Genomic DNA, 21,678 nt, shown 5'->3' with positions numbered 1-21,678 from the left:
TGACCGCCATGTGGTGGGGCGTCGGCGCGGCGCTCCTCGCGAACGTCCTCTACAGCACCGGGTTCGTCCTGGAGAAGCGGGCGCTCGCCGCACTGCCGCAGATCAGCGTGCGCCGCCCGGCCCGTCTGGTGCGCCTCGTCGCCGGCAGTCCCCTCTGGCTCGGCGGCTCCCTGGCCCTGGCCGCCGGGTTCGGGGCCCAGCTCGCCGTCTACAGAACGCTTCCCATCGCCGCCGCGCAGGCCATCTTCGTCTCCGGCCTCGTCCTCCTGCTGCTCCTGTCCTCGGCGCTCCTCGGGGAGCGGACGACGGGCCGGGAGCGGTACGCGATCGGGGCGATCCTCGCCGCGCTCCTCATGGTCGTCCTGTCCCTGCGCCAGGGCAGCGACACGGTCAGCAAGGGCGCGCCCGCCGCGCTGATCCTCGGGGTGTGTGTGCCGACGCTCGCGGCGGGGCTCCTCCTGTACGGCCTCGCCGAGCGCAGGACGCGCCGCCGGCACCGCCTCCCGACGACCGGCGTCGAGTACGGGGTCGCGGTGGGCCTGCTCTACGGCGTGAGCTCGCTGGCCATCAAGGGGGTCGCCGGGTATCTGACCACGGACCGGCTCGGCGCTGCCGCGCTGCACCTGCTGACCTCGCCCTACCCCTATCTCCTGCTGTGCACGGGCGGGTTCGGGCTCGTCATGTCGCAGGCGGCGCTCCAGCGGTGCCGCGCCTCGCTGATCGTGCCGGTGTGCTCGACGGTGACGTGCCTGTTCACGGCCGTGCTCGGCACGCTCGCGTTCGGCGAGTCACTGCCGCGCGAACCGGTGGCGCTCGCGCTGCGCCTGACCGGCACGCTCCTCGCCGTGTCCGTACTGCTCCTCATGCCGAAGCACGACGACCCGCCGCCCCACACACCCTCGCCCGCCAAGGAGTTGGCCGACCGTGAAGCCCGATGACCCGCTGCTGAGGATCCTGGCCTGCCCGCTCGACAAGGGCCCGCTGCACCTCCTCCCGCCCGAGGAGGACGCCCTTCTGTCGGTCGAGGCGCTCTACAACCCCCGGCTGCGGCGCCGCTACCCGATCGTCGACGGCATCCCCCAACTCCTGCCCTCGTCGGGCGAGCAGGTCCCGGAGGACGAGCACGAGCGGCTGCTCGATCGGATGTCGCCCTGACGGCGCGGCCGCCGTGCGCGACCATGGACCGTATGTCAGCGCGACGCACGCCCGCCCCCACCGGCGAGCCCTTCACGGTCACCGACTTCCAGCTGGTCCTGCTGCGCCGCATGGCGGACCACAACCCGGACCTCGTGGAGGACGCGCGCCGGCAGCTCGGCGCGACGGTGGCGCAGATGCGGGAGGCGAACCGCCGCTACCAGGCCAGGCGCCATGTGAGAGGCCCGCTCACCACACGGTCCATGCACCGCTCGCTCCTCGGCGCCCCCGAGCACACCGTCACGCGGCACATCGGCGACCTGACGTGCGAGGCCCTGCAATGGAGCGTGCCGCTCTGGCCCGGTCTGCTCTTCGAGGCGCTGGCCGGCCCGAACGGCGCGGTGTGGAACGAGTGGCTGGTGCGGGCCCCCGGCGCACCCGCGCCCGCGCTCCGCACCCTCGACGACCTCGTGCCCTGGTCCTGCACCGTGGACGAGGTGTCCGATGCGTTCCCTCCGGCCCGGCCGCTGGAGGGCTCGGCGCCCACGCGCTGGGGCCTCGCCTTCACGGCGCCGGACACGGAGGGGACGCCTCGAGAGGTCAAAGCGGAGTTCACCTACGGACTGCTCCAGCGCTGGACACTCACCGGCTGACGCCGGCTGGTCGGCAACCCCGTTGCGGGGCTCTTCGCGGGGTCCTTGCGGGGGCCGGCTACTCGCCCTCGTCCGGGTCCCAGTCCAGGAGCCTTACCTTCGCCACCGTCCGTACGTGGCGGCGCATCGCCGTCGCGGCCTGTGCCGGACGGCCCGTCTCGATCGCGTCGAGGATCGCCCGGTGCTGGGCGAGGGAGCGGGCCGGGCGGCGCGGCTGACGCAGGGACTCGGTGCGTGATTCGGTGACCTGGTCGGCGATGGACCGCATGAACTCGGCGAGGAGCGCGCTGTGGGCGGCCGCGGTGACGGCCGCGTGGAAGAGCCGGTCGCCCTCGACGCCGTGGCCGCCCTCCTCGATGTCGGCCACCATGCGGTCGAGCGCCGCGTGCAGGGCGGCAAGGTCCTCGTCGGTGCGGCGTTCGGCGGCCAGCTCGGCGAGCTTGGTCTCCAGCGCCTCGCGCGCCTCCAGGACGTCGGGCAGCCGGCGCCTGCGTTCCACCATCCGCTCGACAGGCTCCGCGTCGAGGCTGTCGCGCATGAGGTACGTGCCGCCGCCGTGCCGGGCCTCCACCAGGCCCTGGACCTCCAGGACGGTGATGGCCTGCTTCACGGAGGCGCGGCTCACGCCGAGGCGGGCGGCCAGGTCGCGCTCGGGCGGGAGGCGGTCACCGGCACGCAGGCCGCCCTCGGCGACGTAGGCGCGCAGCCGGTCGAGGACCTGCTCGTACAGGCGCGGCCTGGCCGTCATCGGCCGCAGTGCGTCGGTCATGGGCCCTCCTCCCTGGGGTTCCGCAGCGTAACAGCGGGCCGGACAAATGGCCCAGTGGCTGAACCAATCTTTCGGCGCATCCTTGACGTACGGGCGACGCCACCCCCACATTGGTTCAGCCACTTGGCCACTGCCGTCACTGTCGACCGCCGCTAGGAGCGCCACCCGTGTCCCTGCTCTTCCCCGCCCTGGCCCACGACCCCGACCGCCCCGCCCTGCGCTTCGGCGACCGCTCCCTCACCTACGGGGAGCTGGCCTCCGCGGCCGGAGCCCTGGCCGCACGCCTCGACGGCGCGGGCCGGGCCGCCGTGTGGGCGACGCCCACCCTGGAGACCGCCGTCGGCGTGGTCGCGGCGCTGCTCGCGGGTGTGCCCGCCGTACCGCTCAACCCGAAGTCGGGCGGCGGCGAGCTGGCGCACATCGTGGCCGACAGCGCCCCGGACGTCGTGCTCGCCGCGCCGGGGACCGAACTCCCGGACGCGCTCGGCGACCTGCGGTTCGTCGGCATCGACGTGGACGCGTCGGGTCCGGCCCGCGAATGGCCCGAGCCGGACGCCTCGGCGCCCGCGTTCGTCGTCTACACCTCCGGCACCACGGGCCCGCCCAAGGGCGCGGTCCTGCCGCGCCGCGCGGTCACCTCGACCCTGGACGCGCTCCAGGACGCCTGGGAGTGGACCGGCGACGACGTCCTCGTGCACGGCCTGCCGCTGTTCCATGTGCACGGCCTCATCCTGGGCATCCTCGGCCCGCTGCGCCGCGGCGGATCGGTGCGCCACCTGGGCCGGTTCAGCACGGAGGGTGTGGCGCGCGAGCTCGGCAGCGGGGCGACCATGCTGTTCGGGGTGCCGACGATGTACCACCGCATCGCCGAGGCGCTGCCCACCGAGCCGGAGCTGGTGAAGGCCCTCTCGGGGGCGCGGCTCCTGGTGTCCGGTTCCGCGGCGCTGCCCGTGCACGACCACGAGCGGATCGCCGCCGCGACGGGCCGCCGCGTCATCGAGCGGTACGGGATGACGGAGACCCTGATGAACACGAGCGTGCGGGCCGACGGCGAGGCGCGGGCGGGCACGGTCGGCGTGCCGCTGCCGGGTGTCTCGGTGCGGCTCGTGGAGGACGACGGCGTCACGGAGATCCCGGCCGGCGACCCGGAGGCGGTCGGCGAGATCCAGGTCAGGGGCCCCAACCTCTTCACGGAGTACCTGAACCGGCCCGACGCGACGGCCGGCGCGTTCGCCGAGGGCGGCTGGTTCCGCACCGGCGACATGGCGGTCCGCGACCCGGACGGCTATATCCGCATCGTGGGCCGCAAGGCCACCGACCTCATCAAGAGCGGCGGCTACAAGATCGGCGCGGGCGAGATCGAGAACGCGCTGCTCGAGCACCCCGGGGTGAGCGAGGCCGCCGTCACCGGCGAGCCCGACGACGACCTCGGCGAGCGCATCGTGGCCTGGATCGTCCCGGCCGACGCCGAACAGCCCCCGGCCGCCGACGAGCTGGCCTCCCATGTCGCCGACCGGCTCGCCCCGCACAAGCGCCCGCGCGTGGTGCGCTACCTGGAGGCGCTGCCCCGCAACGACATGGGCAAGATCATGAAGCGGGCGCTCCCCCGTGGCTGACGCCGTGCGGCTCTCCGCCCGCGAGGCGCTCACCGCCGTCACCGACCCGGGCACCTTCACCGAACTGCCCGCCCCCGACGGCACGTACGCGCCCGACGGGCCGCTCTCCTGGGAGGGCTACGACGCGGCGCGGGCCCGGGCCACCGCCCGCACCGGCGAGGCCGAGTCCGTGGTGTGCGGGACGGCGGCGGTCGGCGGGACCAGGGCCGTACTGGTCTCCTTCGAGTTCGGCTTCCTCGGGGGCTCGCTCGGCGAGCGCACCGGCGACCGCATAGAGGCCGCGTACGCCTTCGCCCGCGCGCACCGGCTCCCCGTCGTGCCGCTCGTCGCGACGGGCGGCAGCCGGATGCAGGAGGGCATGCGGGCGCTGACCCAACTCCAGCGCGTGGCACGGCAGTCGGCGCTCACGCGGCAGGCCGGGCTTGCGCAGGTGGCGGTCCTGCGCGACCCGACGACGGGCGGCGGCTGGGCGACGCTCGGCGCGGGCGCCGATGTGATCCTGGCGCTCGACTCGGCACAGGTGGGCTTCGCGGGCTCGCGGGTCAGACCGGCGGACGCGGACCCGGCGGCGTACTCGGCACGCGGCCAGTTCGCCGCAGGCGCGGTCGACGCGGTGGTGCGCCCCGACGACCTGGCGGGGACCCTCGCCGAGTGGCTGCGCCTGCTCACGCGCCCGTCCGACGGCCCCGCCCCGGTCCCGTACGCCCTCGGCCGCGGCGATCTGCCCGCCACGGGCCGCGACGCGGTGCGGCGCGCCCGCGCTCCCGAACGGCCGCGCGCCGACGCGTACTTGGACGCGTACTTCACGTCCCGGGTCACGGTCAGCGGCGACCGCTGCGGCGGCACCGACGACGGCGTGCTGTGCGGGTTCGGGGCGGGCGCGCGGGACGGCAGGACGGTCGCTTACGCCGCACAGCTCGGTACGGCGACCCGGCCGGCCGGCTACCGGACGGCGGCGCGACTGGTGCGGCTGGCCGGGCGGCTCGGTGTGCCCGTGCTGACGCTGGTGGACACGCCAGGTGCGGCCAACGACGCGGAGGCGGAGCGGTCGGGGGCGGGCGCCGCCATCGCCGACCTGTTCACGGCACTCGCCGCGTCGCCCGTCCCGGTCACCACGCTGGTCGTGGGCGAGGGCGGCTCGGGCGGGGCACTCGCCCTGGCAGCGCCGGAGAACACCTGGGCGACGCCGGACAGCTACTTCTCCGTGATCGCGCCCGAACTCGCCGCCGCGATCCTCAAGCGCGACCCCGACGAGACGGACGCGACGGCCGACCAACTGCATCTCAGACCGCAGGACTTGGTGGAGCTGGGCGTGGTGCGCGGGATCGCGGGGACGGCGTCGTGAGCGTCCCGTCCAGCGACCCCTTGGGCGGCCGCGCGGCCCCACAGAGCCTCGAAAATACGAACAGGGGAGCAGTTGTTCCCTTGAACAGGTGATCGTGCCACCAGGAATTGCATGAGGCCTCGGTGACCAACGATGCTTACGGTGCGCAAGCAACGGGCTGCAGACCGTAATTGCGCCTCGGTCCATGTCCCATGCGTGGCCGGGGAGTTGGTCCCACACATGCAACACCGCTAGGAGAGCGCGCCACCATGAACCTGATCACCGACATCCTCGCCGGCCTCGTCCACTTCGTCGGCTGGCTCGTCTGACGCCGACCCGCGGAGGTCACGCGGAGTCAACGCAGCGGCGCCGTCTCCCCCGGTCCCACGGGGAGGCGGCGCCTCCGCGCGTCACGCTCCGCAGACCGCGGCCGCGTCCGTGAGGGCACGCAGCCGCGGAAGGATCTCGCCGGCGACGCGGGCCGGCTCGCCGGGAGACGGACAGCCGTAGAGGACGAACTCGTCGATGCCGAGCTGCCGATAGGCGAACAGCCGCCGCGCCACCTCGTCGTACGTACCGATGACCGCGTCCTGCGCCGGCCCGCTCCTACCGTCGTCCAGGATCCGGCCCGCCGCGTCCCGCGCCTCGGACGCCTCGCTTCGGCCCACCAGGCGCAGGCGGAGCCCGTACCGCAGCCGCGGATTCCGGTCCCGCGAGCGGGCGATACGCTCCGCGACGACAGCGGGCGGCGCGCTCCTCACCAGCCGCACATCGGCACGCCGGGCCGCGATCCCGTCGGCGTCCGGGGACTCGCCCCCGAAGTAGAGCGGCACCGGGTGCTCGACGGCCGGGTCGCTCAACTGGGCTCCCTCGACCTGCACATGCTCCCCCTGGAAGTCGATGCGCCGGCCGTCGAGCAGGTCGCGCACGACGGCCATCACCTCGTCGGTGCGCCCGTAGCGCTGGTCGTGGGTCAGCCCGGCGCCGTGCGCGCCGACATCGAGCCTCAGGCGGCCGCCCGCGAACCGGCGGAAGGCCTCGGCCTGTTGGGCGATGACGGTGGGGCCCGCGCTGCCGGTGGGCAGGGCGACGAGGAAGCCGATCCGCTCGGTGTGGCGACAGAGCCCGGACGCGAGCGCCCACGGGTCGGGGCCGCCGGCCGGGATCGAGAGCGAGTCGAACCCGGCGCGCTCCGCGGCCAGGGCCGTGGGAGCCAGCGAGTCGATGTCGGCGGGCCGGCGGGCCGGCAGGTACCAGTGCAGCAGAGGGTGGTTCTCGGGCATGAAGACACCTCGGGAATCGCGCGGGGGCGTGGACTACTGCGGGAGCGAACCGGCCTTCAGGACACGGGACGCGGGCGGGCCGGGCGAGGGGATGCCCCCGGCGCGGCCTCAGGAAAGGGCGTCGGTGCCGGGTGCGGCCGGACAGAGCATCGTCGACACACGCAGAAGATCCACGTGACGGCGCGAGACGAGCACGCGCGAGACGAGTACCGGAGCCATGGACGCATCCTGCCCGCGGCCACCGCGCACCCACAAGAGCGTTCCCGCATGGCGGACAAGACGTATCACAGGGTGGACGCCTGGATCGCTGGGACGCACGCGAAGACCCGGCGCGGCGGTTGCCGAACCGGGCCTTCGGTCAGTACATCCCTACAGGTCAGAACACCCGCACAGGCAGAGTTACTTGACCCCCACCGCCCGGATGATCTCCTGAGTGACCTTGCCGCCCCGGTCGTCGCTCGCCGAGGCGCGCAGGGACACGTACTGCGCGTCGCCCGGCACCTTCAGCGTGCCCTTCCAGGACGCGCCGTGCCCGTCGAGCGCGACCTTCGTCCAGGTCTTGCCGTCGTCGTACGAGACCTCGAGGCTGCCGCCGCCGATCTTCCCGGTGTCCGCGGCGCCCTTGACGTACTCGGAGCTGATCCCGACGGAGACCCGGTGTCCGCCGCGCACGTTGCCCGCGAGGTCGGTGTCCACGTCGAAGCCGAGGTTGAGCAGCGGCAGGAACGTGAACCGGTCGTCGGGGGTCTCGGCGGACCTGAACGTCCACTCCGAGTGGCCCTTCGTGGCCAGCTTCCAGCGCGCGGGGTCGAGCGTCGTGTCGGTGACGACCTTGTAGGTGTGCTCGGCCGGGTCGGCGTCCCACACGTACACACCGGAACTCTGCTTCTTGTCCGCCAGCACCCCGTCGACGTACACGGAGGAGAACTGCGTCTGGGTGCTGTCGCTCCACACGTCGCCGAAGCCGGTGTGGTCGGGACCGGAGTCGCCCCAGCCGGGCACGTTGAACTGGAGGTCGTTGCCGGCGCGCTGCTGGCCCCAGCCGAGACCGGTGCCGAGCCACGGGTGCCAGACCGGCTTGAACCAGTCGAGCTCGGAGTGCTTGCCGCCCTTGTACGTGATGAGGCCGCTGCGCTGCTCCAGGTCGGTCGGGCCCGTCTGGACGGACTCGTGCCACTTCTGGCCGGTGCCGGTGGAGACGTAGTCGGTGCGCTCGGCCGGGTAGTCGATCTTCTCCAGGAAGCCGAGGCCGATGGGGAAGGTGTCGGTGATGGAGTAGCGGAACTCGCCGCCCGCCTGGGGCTTCACGGCGTGGAACTTGGCGTCCAGGACGGCCAGTTCGGACTTGCCGGGCCGGTAGGTCAGGTCGCCGCCCGGGACGGCTCCCTTGTGCTCGTCGGTGAGGTCGTACACCCAGGGCGTGTTGCGGGTGCCGGTCATCGTGACGCTGCGGCCCGCCTTCGCGGCCTCGGCGAGCTTCGCGCCGTCCGCGGCGTCGACCGTGGCGATCTGCAGCGGCCGGTCGGTGTCGTCGTCCGTGCCGAACCAGGCGTTGAGCCGACCCGCGGCTCCGTCGGTGACGAACAGCGCCTTGGCGCCCGCGTCCTGCGCGGCCTGGGCGAGCTCGGCCGGGGAGAGCGCGTCGGTGCGGCGCACGAGGACGGCCTTGCCGCGCACGTTCTTGCCGGCGTAGTCGGCGGGTGCGCCGGCGCCCGCGTCCACGACAGCGAGCTTGCTGCGGCCCTCGGTCAAGGTGCCACCGCCCTGGACGACGGCCTCACGGAGCCCGTCCACCTGGAGCGTGGGCTTTCCGAGGCGCCACACGGTGCGGTACTCGAAGGACCCGTCGGTGACCTTGTGGGTGGGTGCCGCGAAGATGCTGTCGTACTTGATAGGCAGCTGGACCGCGGTCATGTAGTCGGCGCCGCCCGCCTTGCGGTCGGCCTCCATGACGAGCTGGCGGGTCTGGGCGGTCCGGCCGACGTCGGCCCTGACCTCCTTCAACTGCCGTCCGTCGAGGGTTATCTCGCGGTCCCGGTCGAGGTTGACCGCGGGGTCGGCGAGGTAGCCGAGCCCGAGGGAGTCCTTGCCGTGGCTGCCGTGCACGTCGAGGAACGTGTCCACGTAGTAGTTGCCCGGCTTCAGGCGCAGCTGGATCGTGCCGGAGTCACCGACGGACGCGGGGAACGGGTCGGTGTTCTTCACGAGCTGCTGCACGCCGAGATACGCGGCCGTCGCGGCGCCGTCCCGGTCCTTCACATGGACGGTGAGCGTGTACCGCTCCTCCTCCTTGACCATTCCGAACGCCGTGTGCGCGACAGGCTTTCCGGCCACGGACGCGACGATCCGGCCGCTGGTGTTCCCGACGGCGGCCTTGGCGCCGTCACCGGTCACGGTCGTGGAGGCGGTGCCGTGGGCGGGCACGGTCAGCTTGCTGTCGGCGAGCGAGACGACACCGTCGGACGCGCCCTCCGCGGCCAGCGTCAGCTCCACCGCACTGTCGGAGGAGTTGCTGTAGGTGACCGTCTTCGTGACCGGCTTGTTGCTGTCGTACGGCCACTTGTAGTAGCCGAGGTCGGCGCTGCCGGTCGCGGTGACGTCCGCGGTCACGGCGTCGGGCACGCTGACGCGCCCCGAGCCCAGGTCGTAGGCGGAGTCGGCGAGCTCCTTGGACGTCGACATCAGCCCGTCCTTGAGCTGCGCGCCCGTCCAGTCGGGGTGCTTCTCGGCGAGCAGGGCGGCGACACCGGCGACGTGCGGCGTCGCCATCGACGTGCCGCTCATGGTGGTGTACGGCCCGCTGCCGGTGACCAGCGAGGAGCGGGCGGCGAGGATGTCGACGCCGGGCGCGGACAGGTCGGGCTTGAGCCCGTTGTCCCCGAAGCGGGGGCCCTTGCTGGTGAAGTAGGCGGCCTCGTCGGCGGAGTCGACGGCGCCGATGGTGAGGGCGGAGTCGGCGGCGCCGGGCGAGCCGATGGAGCCGGGGGCGCCGGAGTTGCCCGCGGCGATGACGAAGAGGGCGCCGGTCTCCTTGGACAGCGAGTTCACGGCGGCGGCCATCGGGTCGGTGCCGTCGCTCGCCTCGGACGAACCGAGGCTCATCGAGACGACCTTGGCGTGGATGTCCTTGGCGGCCCACTCCATACCGGCGATGATCTGCGACTCGCTGCCGGAGCCCTCGTTGCTGAGGACCTTGCCGACGGCGAGGGTCGCGCCGGGGGCGACGCCCTGCTCCTTGCCGTCGGAGGCGGCGCCGCTGCCGCCCACGGTCGAGGTCACGTGGGTGCCGTGGCCGTTGCGGTCCGCGACCTCCTGGCCCTCGATGAAGGACTTGGACTCGGTGACGCGGGACGCGAGGTCGGGGTGCGTGGCGTCATACCCGGTGTCGAGGACGGCGACCTTGACACCCTTGCCGGTGAGCCCGGCCTCCCAGGCCTTCGGGGTACCGATCTGCTCGTTGCTCTCGGCCATGTCGGCCTTGACGCGGCCGTCGAGCCAGATCTTGCCGATACCGTCGGCGAAGTCCTTGCCCTCGGGGGCGGTCACGGCGTTCCAGAACGTGCGGCCCTTGCCGGCGTCCAGGGCGGCGCCGCCGATGCTGTCGAGGCCGCGGGTGCGGTCGGCGCCCTTCGGGGTGCGCGCGGCGGAACGGGCGCTCTTGCCTGCGTACGACACGATGAGCGGCGTCGCATCGGCCTTGCTGTCGGCAAGCCCCTGGCGTATCAGCTCACTCACGTCGAAGAGCCGCGCGTCCAGCGTTCCGGCCGCGAGGTAGGGGCGCGCCTCGTCCGGTACGACGCTGATCTTCCCGTCGTTCACCTGGGTCCTGACGGCGCCGGTCGCGCCCTTCGCGCGGTCGACGGTGACGGCCTTCTTCTCGCCGCCGAGGTCGGTGACGGTCACCTTGTCGCCGGTCACCAGGGTCACTGTGTGGGCGGCGCGGGCGGCGGGCGTGGTGGCGCGGGCCGCCGGGGTGGCGGTGTCACCGGCGACGGCCTGCCCGCCCGGAAGCAGCGCTAGCGCGAGCCCGGCCGACAGCAGGGCCGCGCCCCGTCTCGCTGGTCCTCTGGTCATCGTTGCCTCTCTTCGTAAGCCTCGGGTCGGGGTGTTACCCGAGCACTGCGAAGAGTGTGAAGTGCCCACTGTTACGGCGACATTGACGGGACCTGGCGGGAAGCTGCCCTGGCACCTTCCCGCCAGGGGGCGGTCCGGACACAATCCGGACGCCATCCCGATGCCGGCGTCCGCGTGCGGCTGACAGCCTCAACGCCCCTCGGCCACAATGGTGTTAGGCATGTGCCACACGTTTCGACCGGCTTCACGGGGGCGGCATGGACGGTTTGGTGGAGTACGAGACCAAGGACCACACGACCGTGGTCTTCGAGGCGTCCGACGAGACAGGGGTGCGGCTCGTCTCGCGCGGGGGCCTGCCCACGGCGCAGGCGGTCGGCACGTTCGAGTCCGCGCTCGACGGGGCGCGCTCGGCGGCCGAGTCGGCGCTGCGGGTCTTTCGCGAGGGGCCGCTCAAGCCGGACGGCGTGGAGATCGAGTTCGGCGTGAAGATGTCCGCCGAAGCGGGCGCGGTGATCGCCAAGGGCACGGCCGAGGGCCATCTGGTGGTGAAGCTCACCTGGTCGGCGAAGGACCGCACGGCCTCGGACGACGCGTGAACAGCGCGCGCTGGCACGCCAGGATCGAGTGCGGGCGCCAGATCGGGGCCGGCTTCCTGGTGACCGGCCGCAAGGTCGTGACCTGCGCCCATGTGATCGCGGACAGCGGCGCCGCGCCCGTCACGGTCACGTTCCCCCACCAGGCGGGCGCAGCCGCCGTACCGGCGCGGATCCTCTCGCACGGCGGCTGGGGCGGCCGCCCCACCGACCCCGGCGACCTCGCCGTCCTCGAACTCGACGAGGACGCGCCGGTCGACCCGGCCGCCTTCGCCCCGGCCGGCGCAGCGTTCGGCGAGCCGCCGCGCAAGCTCGTCGCGTACGGCTTCCCGCGCGGCTACGACGAGGGGACGCTCGCCGAATACCGGGCCACCGCCGCCCAGTTGATCGGCGGCGAGTGGATCCAGCTGGAGGCGTGGAACGGGCACGGCCAGAGCCTGGAGGCCGGGTTCAGCGGCGCCGCGGTCGCGCTCGCCGGCACCGGAGAGGTCGTCGGCATGGTCACGGCGACCGGCGGGCGCGGCGTGCGCAACGGCCGGATGCTGCCCACCCACGTCATGGCCCGCTACTGGCCCGAGCTCGGCGAGCACCTCCCCACACCCGCCCACGAGGACGCGGACCGGGACCGGCTGCGCGTCCTCGTCGAGAAGGCGGCGCGCGCGGGCCTCCACTGCTCGCCGGAGCGCCTCTACCTCGACGCTGCGGGCCCGTTCGGCCCGCCCGTGCCGCCCGGCGGCTTCGACTCCCTGTGGGCCGCGGCCTGGTACGTCCTGTGCGAGCTCGACGACCCGGAGTCGGTGACCCGCTTCGCGGACCGGCTCGACGCCCTCCTCGACGCGCCGCGGACCGGTGCCGCCGCCCGCCACGACCGGCCCGACTGGTCGCCGATCCTCGTCGAGATCGACCGCAGCGGTGCGGGCGGCGACCAGGTGGTGGTCGAGGTGTCGGCGTACAGCGCGGGCCGCCGCCACCCGGTGGACTCGCGCACCCTGGCGCACGGCGAGCTGCGCCCGTACGTCCGCGAGCGCATCGACGAAGCGTTTTCCCATCTCGCCCCGGACACCGACGAGTTGATCGCGTTCGCGCTGCCCCGCGAGTGGCTGAACTGGCCCGTCGACCAGTGGGAGAGCGGCCCCGACGACCCCACGCCGCTCGGCTGCTCGTACCCGCTCGTCGTCACCGACCACGCGCGGCGCAGGGGCGGCCTGCGGCACCGGCTCACCCGCCGGTGGCAGGGGATCGACGCGGGCGCGAACGCGCTGGTGCACCGCGTCGAGTGCGGCAGCGGCGAGGACCCGAGGAAGCTGCGCCTGCGGCTGCGCGCGGCCGACGTCGCGGGGTTCGCGGCGCCGCCCGCGGCCGGACACGCCCGCCCCCGCTTCGACACCGCGCTGACCAAGCCGGTTCCGGTCCTGCTGTGGCCGCGCTCGGGGTGCGGCGGCGAGCACGCGGGGGCGGGGGCGGGCAAGGGGGACGGCGACTGCGCGGGCTCGGCCTTCCTGGATGCGATCGGCCCGTACGTGTCCGGGGTGACGCCCGCCGAACTGCCGCTCCGCATCCTCTCGTTGCGCGAGACGGCCGACGCGGCGGACGACCCGGACGGACACTGGGCGAGGGACGTCCAGCTCCTGTGGGACGACCCGCGCTGCTTCCCGGACCCGCACGCCACGACCGCCCATCTGCACTCACCCGTCGCCTGACCGCCATCCGAAAACGCACCCGTCGCCTGACCCTCAGTTGAAAACCCACCACCCGCCACGCCGCCCGTTACGGAGATCCGGATCATGCCCCTGTGGCCCGTCTACACCGGTACGACCGAGCCGCACGACGGCATCGACGAGCTCCCCGCTCCCCCGCCGTGGCGTGCCTTCGACGGCGGTCCCGCCCTGCCCGCCCCGGCCGACAGCGACGACACGGCGGCGGTCTCCCCGGACCGCGTGCACCGCGCCCACACCTACCGGGCCACCCCCGAGAGCGTCCAACTCGTCAACGCCGCCCTCTACTTGCGGCGTCCGCTCCTCGTCACGGGCCCGCCCGGCACCGGCAAGTCGTCCCTCGCGTACGCGGTCTCCCGCGAGCTGCGTCTCGGCCCGGTCCTGCGCTGGAACGTCACGAGCCGCAGCACACTCGCCGACGGCCTCTACCAGTACGACCCGCTGTCGCGCCTGTACGCGGCAAGGGGCGCGGACCGGCCCGTGACCGGCGGCGACAGCGGCGTCGAGGACCATCTGCGCCTCGGCCCCCTCGGCACGGCGCTCCTCCCCTACACCCGCCCCCGCACGCTGCTCATCGACGAGATCGACAAGAGCGACCTCGACCTGCCCAACGACCTCCTGAACATCCTGGAGGAGGGCCAGTACGAGATCCCGGAGCTGGCCCGCGCCGCGCGGCACACGCCGGACGCCGGCGCGGAGGTGATGGCGCACGGAACGGACGCGCGGGTCCCGGTCGTGCGCGGCCGGGTCCGCTGCCGGGCGTTCCCGTTCGTCGTCCTGACCAGCAACGGCGAGCGCGAGTTCCCGCCGGCGTTCCTGCGCCGCTGCGTCACGCTGCGCCTGCGCCGCCCCGACGGGACCCACCTCGCGGAGATCGTCCGCGCCCACCTCGGCGAGCCCGACGAGCACGCCCGGTCCCTGATCGCCCGCTTCCTGGCCCGGGCCGGCAGCGGCGAACTCGCCACGGACCAGCTCCTCAACGCGATCTACCTGACGGGCGCGGCGGGCCTGGACGAGACCTCACGCGACGAGCTGGCGGAGCGCCTGATGCCGTATCTGAGCCGGGCGGCCGACCCCGATGCGCACTGAACTCGCCCACCTCGCGGACGCCCTGACAGCGGCGTCGGGCGGCATGGCACCGACACCGGTGGAACTGGCGGAGCTGCTGTGGCTGGCGGGGCGGCTGGAGGAAGCCGACGGCCACTCCGACCCGGAGGCCGAGCGCCCGTCCCAAAGCCCGCCTCCGGATCCAGCGACCGGGACCACGCCGACCCCGCATCCCCGGCAGCCCACCCCTCGCACACCTGCGAAGGCACCCGCGCCTTCGCACCGCACGCCCCGGATCCGCGGCCGGGTCCCCCTGTACATGGACCAGTCAGAGGACCCCGCCGCGGCCACCCCCGCCTCGCTGCTCGCCCCGGCACCCCCGATGCTGCGCCACCCGCTCCCCCTCCAACGGGCCCTGCGCCCCCTGAAGCGCAGCGTCCCGTCACTCACGGGCGGGCGGGTCCTGGACGAGCGGGCCACGGCCGACCGCATCGCCCGGCTCGGCGCGCACCCCTCGTCCTGGGTGCCCGTCCTGCGCCCCGCTCCCGAACGCTGGCTGCGCCTGCTCCTGCTCCACGACACCGGCCCGACCATGCCCGTCTGGCGGCCACTGGTCCGCGAACTGCACGCCGCGCTCGCCCAGTCGGGCGTCTTCCGCACGGTCACCGTGCATCGCGCCACGCCCGACGGCCGCGTCGACCACCTGGCCGTTCCGCACGACGGCCGCACGGTCGCCCTCCTGCTGAGCGACTGCACGGGCCCGCAGTGGCGGCAGAGCGAGGCGGGCCTGCGTTGGCTCCGCACGCTCCACACCCTCGCGTCCCGCATGCCCCTGGCCGTGATCCAGCCGCTGCCCGAACACCTCTGGCGCACCACGGCGCTCCCGGCCCGCCCGGGCCGCCTCACCGCGCCGCACGCCGCGGCCCCGCTTTCCTCCCTCGGCTTCACCCCGTACGACGGCGGCGAACCCGGCCCGCCCCGGCATCCGGACGCGGTCCCCCTGCCGGTCCTCGAACCCGCCCCGGCCTGGCTGGCCAACTGGTCCCGCCTGACCGCGACCGCGGGAGGCGTCCATGTCCCGGGCGCGGCGGCGTGGCTGTCCCCGTCGCCGGTCACGGACGAGCCCCGAGAGGACGTCGCCTCGCTCACCCCCGAGGACCTCGTCCTGCGGTTTCGCGCGACGGCGTCCCCGCAGGCCTTCCGCCTCGCAGGGCATCTGGCGGTCGGGGTCCCGCACCTGCCGGTGATGCGCCTGGTCCACGCTGCTCTGGAACCCGAACCGCGCCCGCAGCACCTGGCCGAGGTCATCCTCAGCGGCATGCTCGCGACGACTCCGGGGCCCCCGGGCTCGTACGAGTTCCGGGACGGCGTACGGGACCTGCTGCTGCGCTCCCTGCCCCGCACGGCCCGCGGCCGCACGTCCGAACTCCTCGCCCGAGTGGGCGCGTTGATCGACGAGCGGGCCGGTGTGGGCGCCGGCGAGTTCCGGGCGGTCACCCGGGGGGCGGACGGGGAGGCGTTCGCAACGGTCAGCCGGGAGGCCGTCCAGCGCATGTCCGGCGGCCGGGAGCGGGCGCTGGGCGACCGGTACCGGCTGCTGCGGCGCCTTCTGCCGGGCGGGACCGTGTGGCAGGCGCGGGACGAGGAGCTGGGCCGCCTCGTGGCGGTGAAGCTGTCCCAGGAGATGCCCGCGCGCCGGCACCGGGCGTTCCTCGACGCCTCGCGCGTCCTGACCCGCATCGACCACCCGAACGTGGTCAAGGTGTACGACTTCGGCGTCGAGGACAGTACGGCGTTCCTCGTGATGGAGTACCTGGACGGTGTCGCGCTCAACACCCTCGCGGCAGGGGGGGGTTACCGGCTTCCGACGGCACAGCGCGCATCCGTCGTGCAGCAGCTCGCCCGCGCTGTCGAAGCGGTGCACGCCGCGGGGATCACCCACGGCCGGATCGGCATGCCCCAGGTCACCCTGCTGCCGGACGGCACGGTCAAGCTCACTCTGTTCAACCCGGGGGGCACGAGCGGCCCCGATGGGATCGCCCAGGACCTGCACCAACTCGGCTCCCTACTGGACCTGTTGAACAAGGGGGCGCCTCCCGACGGCGACACCGACGTGCTCCGGCTTCACCCTCTCGTCGCGGAGGGCCTCATGTCGGGGGACGCCGCCCGTCAGCGGCAAGCGCTGAAACTCCTGCTCAGGCCGCTGCCCGACGACCTGCGGCCCGCCGCCGCGGACCAGCGCCACTACCGCCTGCTCGGTCCCCTGACCGTCACGCGCGGCGGCACGCCCGTCACCCCGTCCGCCCCCGCACTCCAGTCCATGCTCGGCATGCTGCTGGTCCGGCGCGGCAACACCGTCACCCGTGCCGAACTGATGGAAGGCATGTGGGCCCCCGGCGGACGCCCGGATCGTGCCGACGCCCTCCTCGGCACGTGCGCCTCCCGCCTGCGCAAGACGCTCGGCCCCGGCGTCCTCCCCACGCTCCCCGACGGCTACGCCCTGCACACCAGCACCGACACCGTCGACGTCGACCAGTGCGAGGGCCTGGTCGCCGACGCCGAGGTCGAACGCGCCGTGGGCAACCTGCGCACGGCCCGCGACCACATCGCCGCCGCCCTCTCGCTGTGGCGGGGCACCCCCCTGGACGGAGTCCGCGGCCCGGCCGCCCAGAGAGCCCGCACCCGCCTCATCCAACGCCACCTCACACTCCGGTGCACCCGCGCCGAACTCGACCTGGACCTGGGCGACTTCGAGCGCGCCGCCACGGACCTCGCGGCCCTCATCCGCGCGTACCCGTCCCGCGAGGACTTCCGCCGCCTCCAGATGATCGCCCTGCAGCGCCAGGGCCGCATCGAGGAAGCCGTCGGGGCGTACGAGGAGTACGAGGCGGCGGGCGGACGGACCGGCCCGGAACTGGCCGAACTCCACCGGGACCTCCTGGCGGCACGCGGCGCGGAGGCCTCGCGGTCCGGGGCCCACACCTCGGTCACCTTCGAGGTGGCGGGCGACTCGCAGGTCGACCTCGCTCAGATCGTCTCCCAGTTGACCGAGTCGGCCGGCGTCAACCATGGCATGCGGCGCATCCCAGGCGGCTACGAGGTCACGGTCAGGACAGGGGAGGCCGCACAGCACCTGCTGGAGTCGACGGTGACCCAACTCCCCGCCGCTCTCTCCGACGTACCCGCCCCCGTACGCGTCGCAGGGCTCCCCGCCGGAGTGCACGTCACTGTGGTCTTCTGGCCGGCGGGCCCCGCCCACCGCACGGCACGCGAGTCCCTCCACGCCCAACTCGCCGCGCACTCGGCGGCGTCCAGCGTCACCGTCTCCCCCGAACTCGTCGACCCGTACACGGTGTCCGCGCTCGGCCTGCGCGCCATGGGCGGGGACCCGCCCGCGTACTGGTACCGGATGCTCACGGCCATGAGCCTCGACCGGCTGCACCGCCTGACGACGGCGCTGAACACCCTGGACCGGCTGCAAGACCCGGAAAGCCGGAGGGAGTTCGCCTCGGTCCTGGCCACACACCTCCATCAGCCCGTCGACCTGCGAGGCCCCGGCCCGCGCGAGGACGCGGCCACCCTGGCCGGTTCGGCACTGAGCGTGCCGACCGGCGAACTCGCCCTGGTCGAGACGGTCCGGGCCATAGAGGGCGCGGACGCGGCCGAGGCGTTCGAACGCCGGCTGACCGGGGACACCACGGAGGCAACGGCAGCCACGGAACCGGACGACACCACGACAGCCACCGAACCGGCCGTCCCCCTCCCCGGAAGCGACGAGGCCCCCTGGGGGACCACGCGGCCCCCACACACGCCACGCTCCCGCACCACCGACGACGTACTGTCCGGGGCCGAGAAGTTCCTGCTTGGCTTCGACGGCCTGCTGGTCCGCCTCTACACGGACCGCACCGCCCGCAACGCCGCCAGTGAACTCACCGCCCTGATCACCGAACTCCGCGACCCGGAAGAGGCGCTCAACGGCACGGCGCTGCTGGCGAACGTCACGCACAGGGAGGAGGGCGTCCACCCCCTCGACGTGCTGCGCACCTTCGCCCGCCACCCGCGCCTGGCCGGACCCCTGCTCGAACGCCTCGACCAGATCGAACTACGAGCCCTGCGCTCCGCGCGCCCGGTCCGCGAGTCCGACCTCCTGCTGCGCACCCTGAACTCGACGGGCCGCCCGGTGGCCGTCGTCTCGGACGTGTCCGGGCTCGTCGTCCGGTCCTATTTGGAGAGCCGTTCGCTGACGGTACGGGCGGGCGTGCACGGCCGCACCGACAACGCCACCCACCTGATGCCGAACCCCGACGCCCTGCACCGCGCCCTGCACCAACCGGGCTCCCCCACCCCGCACGCCGTACTCATCGGCTCGACCCCCACGGAACTGGCGGCGGCCCAGACCATCGGCCTCCCCTTCATCGCCCATACCCCCACCCCCCGCACTCACGACCGCCTGAGAGCCGCGGGCGCCCACCACACGGTGCGGAACCTCACCGAGATCGTCGACGCCTTACGCCGATGAAGGCGCCGATCGGTCACGCCTCCGGCTCCCGCCCGTCGTACCGCAGGAACCTCTGCGACCTCAGCGCCAGCAGCAGTACCGCCACTACGCAGGCCAGGCCGCCGCCCGTGATGGCCACCGTCGGGGACGACAGGTCGGCGACCGTGCCCGCGAGGAAGTCGCCCAGGCGGGGGCCTCCCGCCACCACCACGATGAAGACGCCCTGGAGGCGGCCCCGCATCTCGTCGGGGGCCGCGACCTGGAGCATCGTGCCGCGGAACACCATCGAGATCGTGTCCGCGCAGCCGGCGAGGGCGAGGAAGACGAGGCCGAGCCAGAGGTTTCTGGTCAGGCCGAAGACGGCGATCGCGAGGCCCCACGCGCACACGGCGAGGATGATCGCCAGGCCGTGCCGGTGCACGCGGCCCAGCCAGCCGGAGAACACCCCGCCCAGCAGCGCGCCCACCGCGGGAGCGGCGACGAGCAGGCCGGTCGTCCGCGCGTCGCCGCCGTACCAGAGCAGCGCGACGGCCGGGTACAGCGCCCGCGGGCTCGCGAGCACCATCGCGCACATGTCGGAGAAGAAGGTCATGCGCAGGTTGGGGCGGCCCGCCAGGAAGCGGAGGCCGTCCATGACCGAGGCGCGCCCCCGCCGTTCGCCATCCGGCGCGTCCGGCAGCATCGCCGGCAGCCGCCACATCGCGTACAGCGCCGCCGAGAAGGCGACCGCGTCGATCAGATACGCCGTCTGGTAGCCCCACAGGCCGACCACGACGCCGCCCAGCATGGGGCCGATGAGGCCGCCGGCTGTGCCCGTCATGGAGTTGAGCGCGTTCGCCGCCGGCAGGTGCTCGGGCGGCAGGAGGCGCGGGATCATCGAGGTGCGCGCCGGGGAGTTGAGCGCCCCGCACATCGCCTGGAGGGCCACGACCGCGTAGAGCAGCCAGACGCGGTGGTAGCCGGCGAGCGCCGCGACGGCCAGTGCCACGGACAGCGCGCACGAGCCGGTCGCGCTGTACAAGCCGAGCTTGCGCCGGTCCATCGTGTCCGCGATGGCACCCCCGTAGAGGCCGAAGACGACCAGCGGGACCAGCGAGAACAGGCCGACCAGGCCCACGGAGAAGCTGGAGTGCGTGATGTCGTACACCTGGAGGGACACCGCGAGCGCGGTCATCGCCTGGCCCGTCCAGGACACCGTGTTGCCGACCCACAGGCGCCGGTAGTCGACGGAGATACGCAACGGGGTGAGATCGGCGAGAATCCGGCGACGACCACCCGGCGCGGGGCCCTTCACCGGTGCCGGAGCTGATATCGCAGGGGTCTCGGAGGCGTCTGCCTGGTCCGGCGAGGACGGGGTGCTGGTCACACGGGATGCTAACAACGCCCGGCAAGACCACCCGTCCGGCGGAACCCCGCCCGGCTCATTCCAGCGCGCGCCCGGCGCCACCCCGCCGCAGGATTTCAGGAGGGCCGTTATTTGACGACCCGTCACGGTCTGCGCTCTCGGGAGGATCTGCCATGACCGTCAGTCTGGAGCAGTTGCGCCGCTGCCATCTCGCCGTCGACCTGGGGGCCGCGCGGACCCGGGTGTACGTGAAGGGCGCGGGCCTCGTCGTCGACGAGCCGAGCGCCGCCGCCGTCAACACCCGCACCGGCGCCCTGATCGCGGTCGGTGAGCTCGCCGAGAAGATGACGGGCCGCACCCCCGACTACATCCGCGTCATGCGCCCCGTCTCCGGCGGCACTGTCATCGACATCGACATGGCCCAGCGCATGCTGCGCCACCTCATCGGCGAGAAGCTGCGCCGCGCACTGCGCCGCAAGCCCCGGCTGCGCGCCGCCGCCTGCACCCCGCACGACGCCGACCCGCTCGCACAGCGCGCCGCCGTCGAGACCCTGGTCGGGCTCGGAGCGCGCCGCGTCGAACTCGTCGACACCCTCATCGCCGCCGCCGTCGGCTGCAACCTGCCCGTGGAGCGCCCCGAAGGCACGATGATCATCGTGTGCGGCGCGGCCACGACACAGATCGCCGTCCTGTCGCTGGGCTCGATCGTGACCGCCGAGCGCATCCCGGTCGGCGGCGACGCCATCGACCACGCGGTGGTCCAGCACCTGCGCCAGCACCACGAACTGATGCTCCCGTCCCAGTCCGTACGTCCCCTGCAGATCGCCCTCAGCGGCAATGGCCTCACCCCGTACGGCCCGGAGTCGACGGAGATCCACGGCCGGGACGTGGCGACGGGCCTGGCCCGCTCGGTGGTGGTCGACACGGCGGCCGTGCGCCACGCGATCCACACCCCGCTGACCGCCGTCCTCGACGGCATCGGCAAGGTCCTGCGGGACTGCCCGCCCGACCTGGTGGCCGACCTCGCCGACCGCGGCATCATGATGGTCGGCGGCAGCGCGCTGCTGCCCGGTTTCGACCAGATGCTGCGCGACGCCACGGGCGTACCGGTCCATATCGCCGAACGCCCCGACGTCTGCGCGGTCCTCGGCCTCGGCGCGATGCTGGAGGGCAAGGTCCAGCCCCTCACCCTCACCCCGGTGGCCGGCTGATTCCGGCGACCGGGTTCGACGCGGCGCGGGGACGTCCTTCGATGTCGCGTGTGGCGGGCCCGAGCCCGCCCGCCTGCGCACCGAGCCCCAAGGCCGGTGCGCAGGCGGGCGGGCTCGGGCATTTCACGGATGCGTCGCGACGCACGAGCATCGGACCGGCCGGGTGGCAACAGATCATCAAGCAGTCCGGGACCCACGCACAGGACCAGCGCCACCACACCCATCAGCAGGGTGCGCGCGACCGGCGCCGATCAGCTCGGCGGCGAAGGCCGGCCCGGGCGGACGATCGGGAGCCTCCGATCGCCGGCATGGGGCGGCTCATGTCCGCACGCGCGGAGCGTCATGACTGAGGAGGCTGTGGAGACTCGCTTGCCCTTGGCGCGTCCACGATGTTCACCGTGGACGCGTAGTGGTGG

The 21,678-nt window shown here is 73.6% G+C and carries 14 protein-coding genes; 10 read left to right on the top strand and 4 right to left on the bottom strand.

Annotated elements, in window-relative coordinates:
- Nucleotides 1-8: 8 nt before the first annotated feature.
- The 3 genes from OG574_RS30920 to OG574_RS30910 are packed head-to-tail and all read left to right on the top strand — an operon-like array spanning nucleotide 9 to nucleotide 1,787.
- The gene (locus OG574_RS30920) at nucleotides 9-938 is read left to right on the top strand and encodes a hypothetical protein (protein ID WP_326778685.1); all 930 of its coding nucleotides are present in this window, start codon (nucleotides 9-11) and stop codon (nucleotides 936-938) included.
- Nucleotides 925-1,155: a Trm112 family protein gene (locus tag OG574_RS30915; RefSeq protein ID WP_326775873.1), complete on the top strand. Its 231-nt coding sequence runs from the start codon at nucleotides 925-927 to the stop codon at nucleotides 1,153-1,155. The genes OG574_RS30920 and OG574_RS30915 overlap by 14 nt, the downstream gene beginning before the upstream one ends.
- A gap of 23 nt (nucleotides 1,156-1,178) precedes the next feature.
- Complete coding sequence (locus OG574_RS30910; protein WP_326775872.1) at nucleotides 1,179-1,787, top strand: hypothetical protein; 609 nt, start codon at nucleotides 1,179-1,181, stop codon at nucleotides 1,785-1,787.
- A 58-nt stretch (nucleotides 1,788-1,845) separates the two neighbouring features.
- On the opposite strand, the gene OG574_RS30905 is transcribed toward OG574_RS30910, so the two are convergent.
- Nucleotides 1,846-2,556: a FadR/GntR family transcriptional regulator gene (locus OG574_RS30905; protein WP_326775871.1), complete on the bottom strand. Its 711-nt coding sequence runs from the start codon at nucleotides 2,554-2,556 to the stop codon at nucleotides 1,846-1,848.
- 167 nt (nucleotides 2,557-2,723) lie between these two features.
- Here OG574_RS30905 and OG574_RS30900 point away from each other — a divergent pair, with 167 nt between their 5' ends.
- Together OG574_RS30900 and OG574_RS30895 are read left to right on the top strand one after the other, a co-directional pair.
- Nucleotides 2,724-4,172, top strand: a complete 1,449-nt coding sequence (locus tag OG574_RS30900) for an acyl-CoA synthetase (protein WP_326775870.1) — start codon at nucleotides 2,724-2,726, stop codon at nucleotides 4,170-4,172.
- The gene (locus OG574_RS30895) at nucleotides 4,165-5,517 is read left to right on the top strand and encodes a carboxyl transferase domain-containing protein (RefSeq protein ID WP_326775869.1); all 1,353 of its coding nucleotides are present in this window, start codon (nucleotides 4,165-4,167) and stop codon (nucleotides 5,515-5,517) included. Before OG574_RS30900 ends, OG574_RS30895 begins: the two co-directional genes overlap by 8 nt.
- A 389-nt stretch (nucleotides 5,518-5,906) precedes the next feature.
- Here OG574_RS30895 and OG574_RS30890 read toward each other — a convergent pair whose 3' ends face one another.
- Together OG574_RS30890 and OG574_RS30885 are read right to left on the bottom strand one after the other, a co-directional pair.
- Entirely contained in the window at nucleotides 5,907-6,779 is an 873-nt protein-coding gene (locus OG574_RS30890; RefSeq protein WP_326775868.1) for an LLM class flavin-dependent oxidoreductase, read from the bottom strand.
- Between the two features lie 399 nt (nucleotides 6,780-7,178).
- Nucleotides 7,179-10,853 carry a S8 family serine peptidase gene (locus OG574_RS30885; protein WP_326775867.1) on the bottom strand — a complete coding sequence of 1,225 codons (3,675 nt, stop codon included), beginning with the start codon at nucleotides 10,851-10,853 and terminating at the stop codon, nucleotides 7,179-7,181.
- 257 nt (nucleotides 10,854-11,110) lie between these two features.
- Here OG574_RS30885 and OG574_RS30880 point away from each other — a divergent pair, with 257 nt between their 5' ends.
- The 4 genes from OG574_RS30880 to OG574_RS30865 all read left to right on the top strand — a co-directional run bounded on the left by OG574_RS30880 (nucleotide 11,111) and on the right by OG574_RS30865 (nucleotide 18,727).
- Nucleotides 11,111-11,449: a CU044_2847 family protein gene (locus OG574_RS30880; protein WP_326775866.1), complete on the top strand. Its 339-nt coding sequence runs from the start codon at nucleotides 11,111-11,113 to the stop codon at nucleotides 11,447-11,449.
- Nucleotides 11,446-13,146, top strand: a complete 1,701-nt coding sequence (locus tag OG574_RS30875; protein ID WP_326775865.1) for a VMAP-C domain-containing protein — start codon at nucleotides 11,446-11,448, stop codon at nucleotides 13,144-13,146. Before OG574_RS30880 ends, OG574_RS30875 begins: the two co-directional genes overlap by 4 nt.
- Before the next feature lie 84 nt (nucleotides 13,147-13,230).
- Nucleotides 13,231-14,250 (top strand): AAA family ATPase, encoded by a 1,020-nt coding sequence (locus tag OG574_RS30870; protein WP_326775864.1) that lies wholly within the window; start codon nucleotides 13,231-13,233, stop codon nucleotides 14,248-14,250.
- Complete coding sequence (locus OG574_RS30865) at nucleotides 14,240-18,727, top strand: SAV_2336 N-terminal domain-related protein (RefSeq protein ID WP_326775863.1); 4,488 nt, start codon at nucleotides 14,240-14,242, stop codon at nucleotides 18,725-18,727. The genes OG574_RS30870 and OG574_RS30865 overlap by 11 nt, the downstream gene beginning before the upstream one ends.
- Nucleotides 18,728-18,740: 13 nt before the next feature.
- Here OG574_RS30865 and OG574_RS30860 read toward each other — a convergent pair whose 3' ends face one another.
- A complete protein-coding gene (locus OG574_RS30860; protein ID WP_326778684.1) occupies nucleotides 18,741-20,000 on the bottom strand; it encodes an MFS transporter in 1,260 nt (419 codons plus the stop codon).
- 224 nt (nucleotides 20,001-20,224) lie between these two features.
- Here OG574_RS30860 and OG574_RS30855 point away from each other — a divergent pair, with 224 nt between their 5' ends.
- Entirely contained in the window at nucleotides 20,225-21,262 is a 1,038-nt protein-coding gene (locus OG574_RS30855; RefSeq protein ID WP_326775862.1) for a rod shape-determining protein, read from the top strand.
- Nucleotides 21,263-21,678: the final 416 nt, after the last annotated feature.

Source organism: Streptomyces sp. NBC_01445 (genome assembly GCF_035918235.1).
Taxonomy (GTDB): domain Bacteria; phylum Actinomycetota; class Actinomycetes; order Streptomycetales; family Streptomycetaceae; genus Streptomyces.
This window is presented reverse-complemented; position numbering and strand designations above follow the sequence as displayed.

Bases quoted from the DNA above. Each gene is read 5' to 3' on its own strand.
- OG574_RS30920 (WP_326778685.1), top strand. From the start codon at position 9: ATGTGGTGGGGCGTCGGCGCGGCGCTCCTCGCGAACGTCCTCTACAGC.
- OG574_RS30910 (WP_326775872.1), top strand. From the start codon at position 1,179: ATGGACCGTATGTCAGCGCGACGCACGCCCGCCCCCACCGGCGAGCCC.
- OG574_RS30905 (WP_326775871.1), bottom strand. From the start codon at position 2,556: ATGACCGACGCACTGCGGCCGATGACGGCCAGGCCGCGCCTGTACGAG.
- OG574_RS30890 (WP_326775868.1), bottom strand. From the start codon at position 6,779: ATGCCCGAGAACCACCCTCTGCTGCACTGGTACCTGCCGGCCCGCCGG.
- OG574_RS30885 (WP_326775867.1), bottom strand. From the start codon at position 10,853: ATGACCAGAGGACCAGCGAGACGGGGCGCGGCCCTGCTGTCGGCCGGG.
- OG574_RS30880 (WP_326775866.1), top strand. From the start codon at position 11,111: ATGGACGGTTTGGTGGAGTACGAGACCAAGGACCACACGACCGTGGTC.
- OG574_RS30870 (WP_326775864.1), top strand. From the start codon at position 13,231: ATGCCCCTGTGGCCCGTCTACACCGGTACGACCGAGCCGCACGACGGC.
- OG574_RS30865 (WP_326775863.1), top strand. From the start codon at position 14,240: ATGCGCACTGAACTCGCCCACCTCGCGGACGCCCTGACAGCGGCGTCG.
- OG574_RS30855 (WP_326775862.1), top strand. From the start codon at position 20,225: ATGACCGTCAGTCTGGAGCAGTTGCGCCGCTGCCATCTCGCCGTCGAC.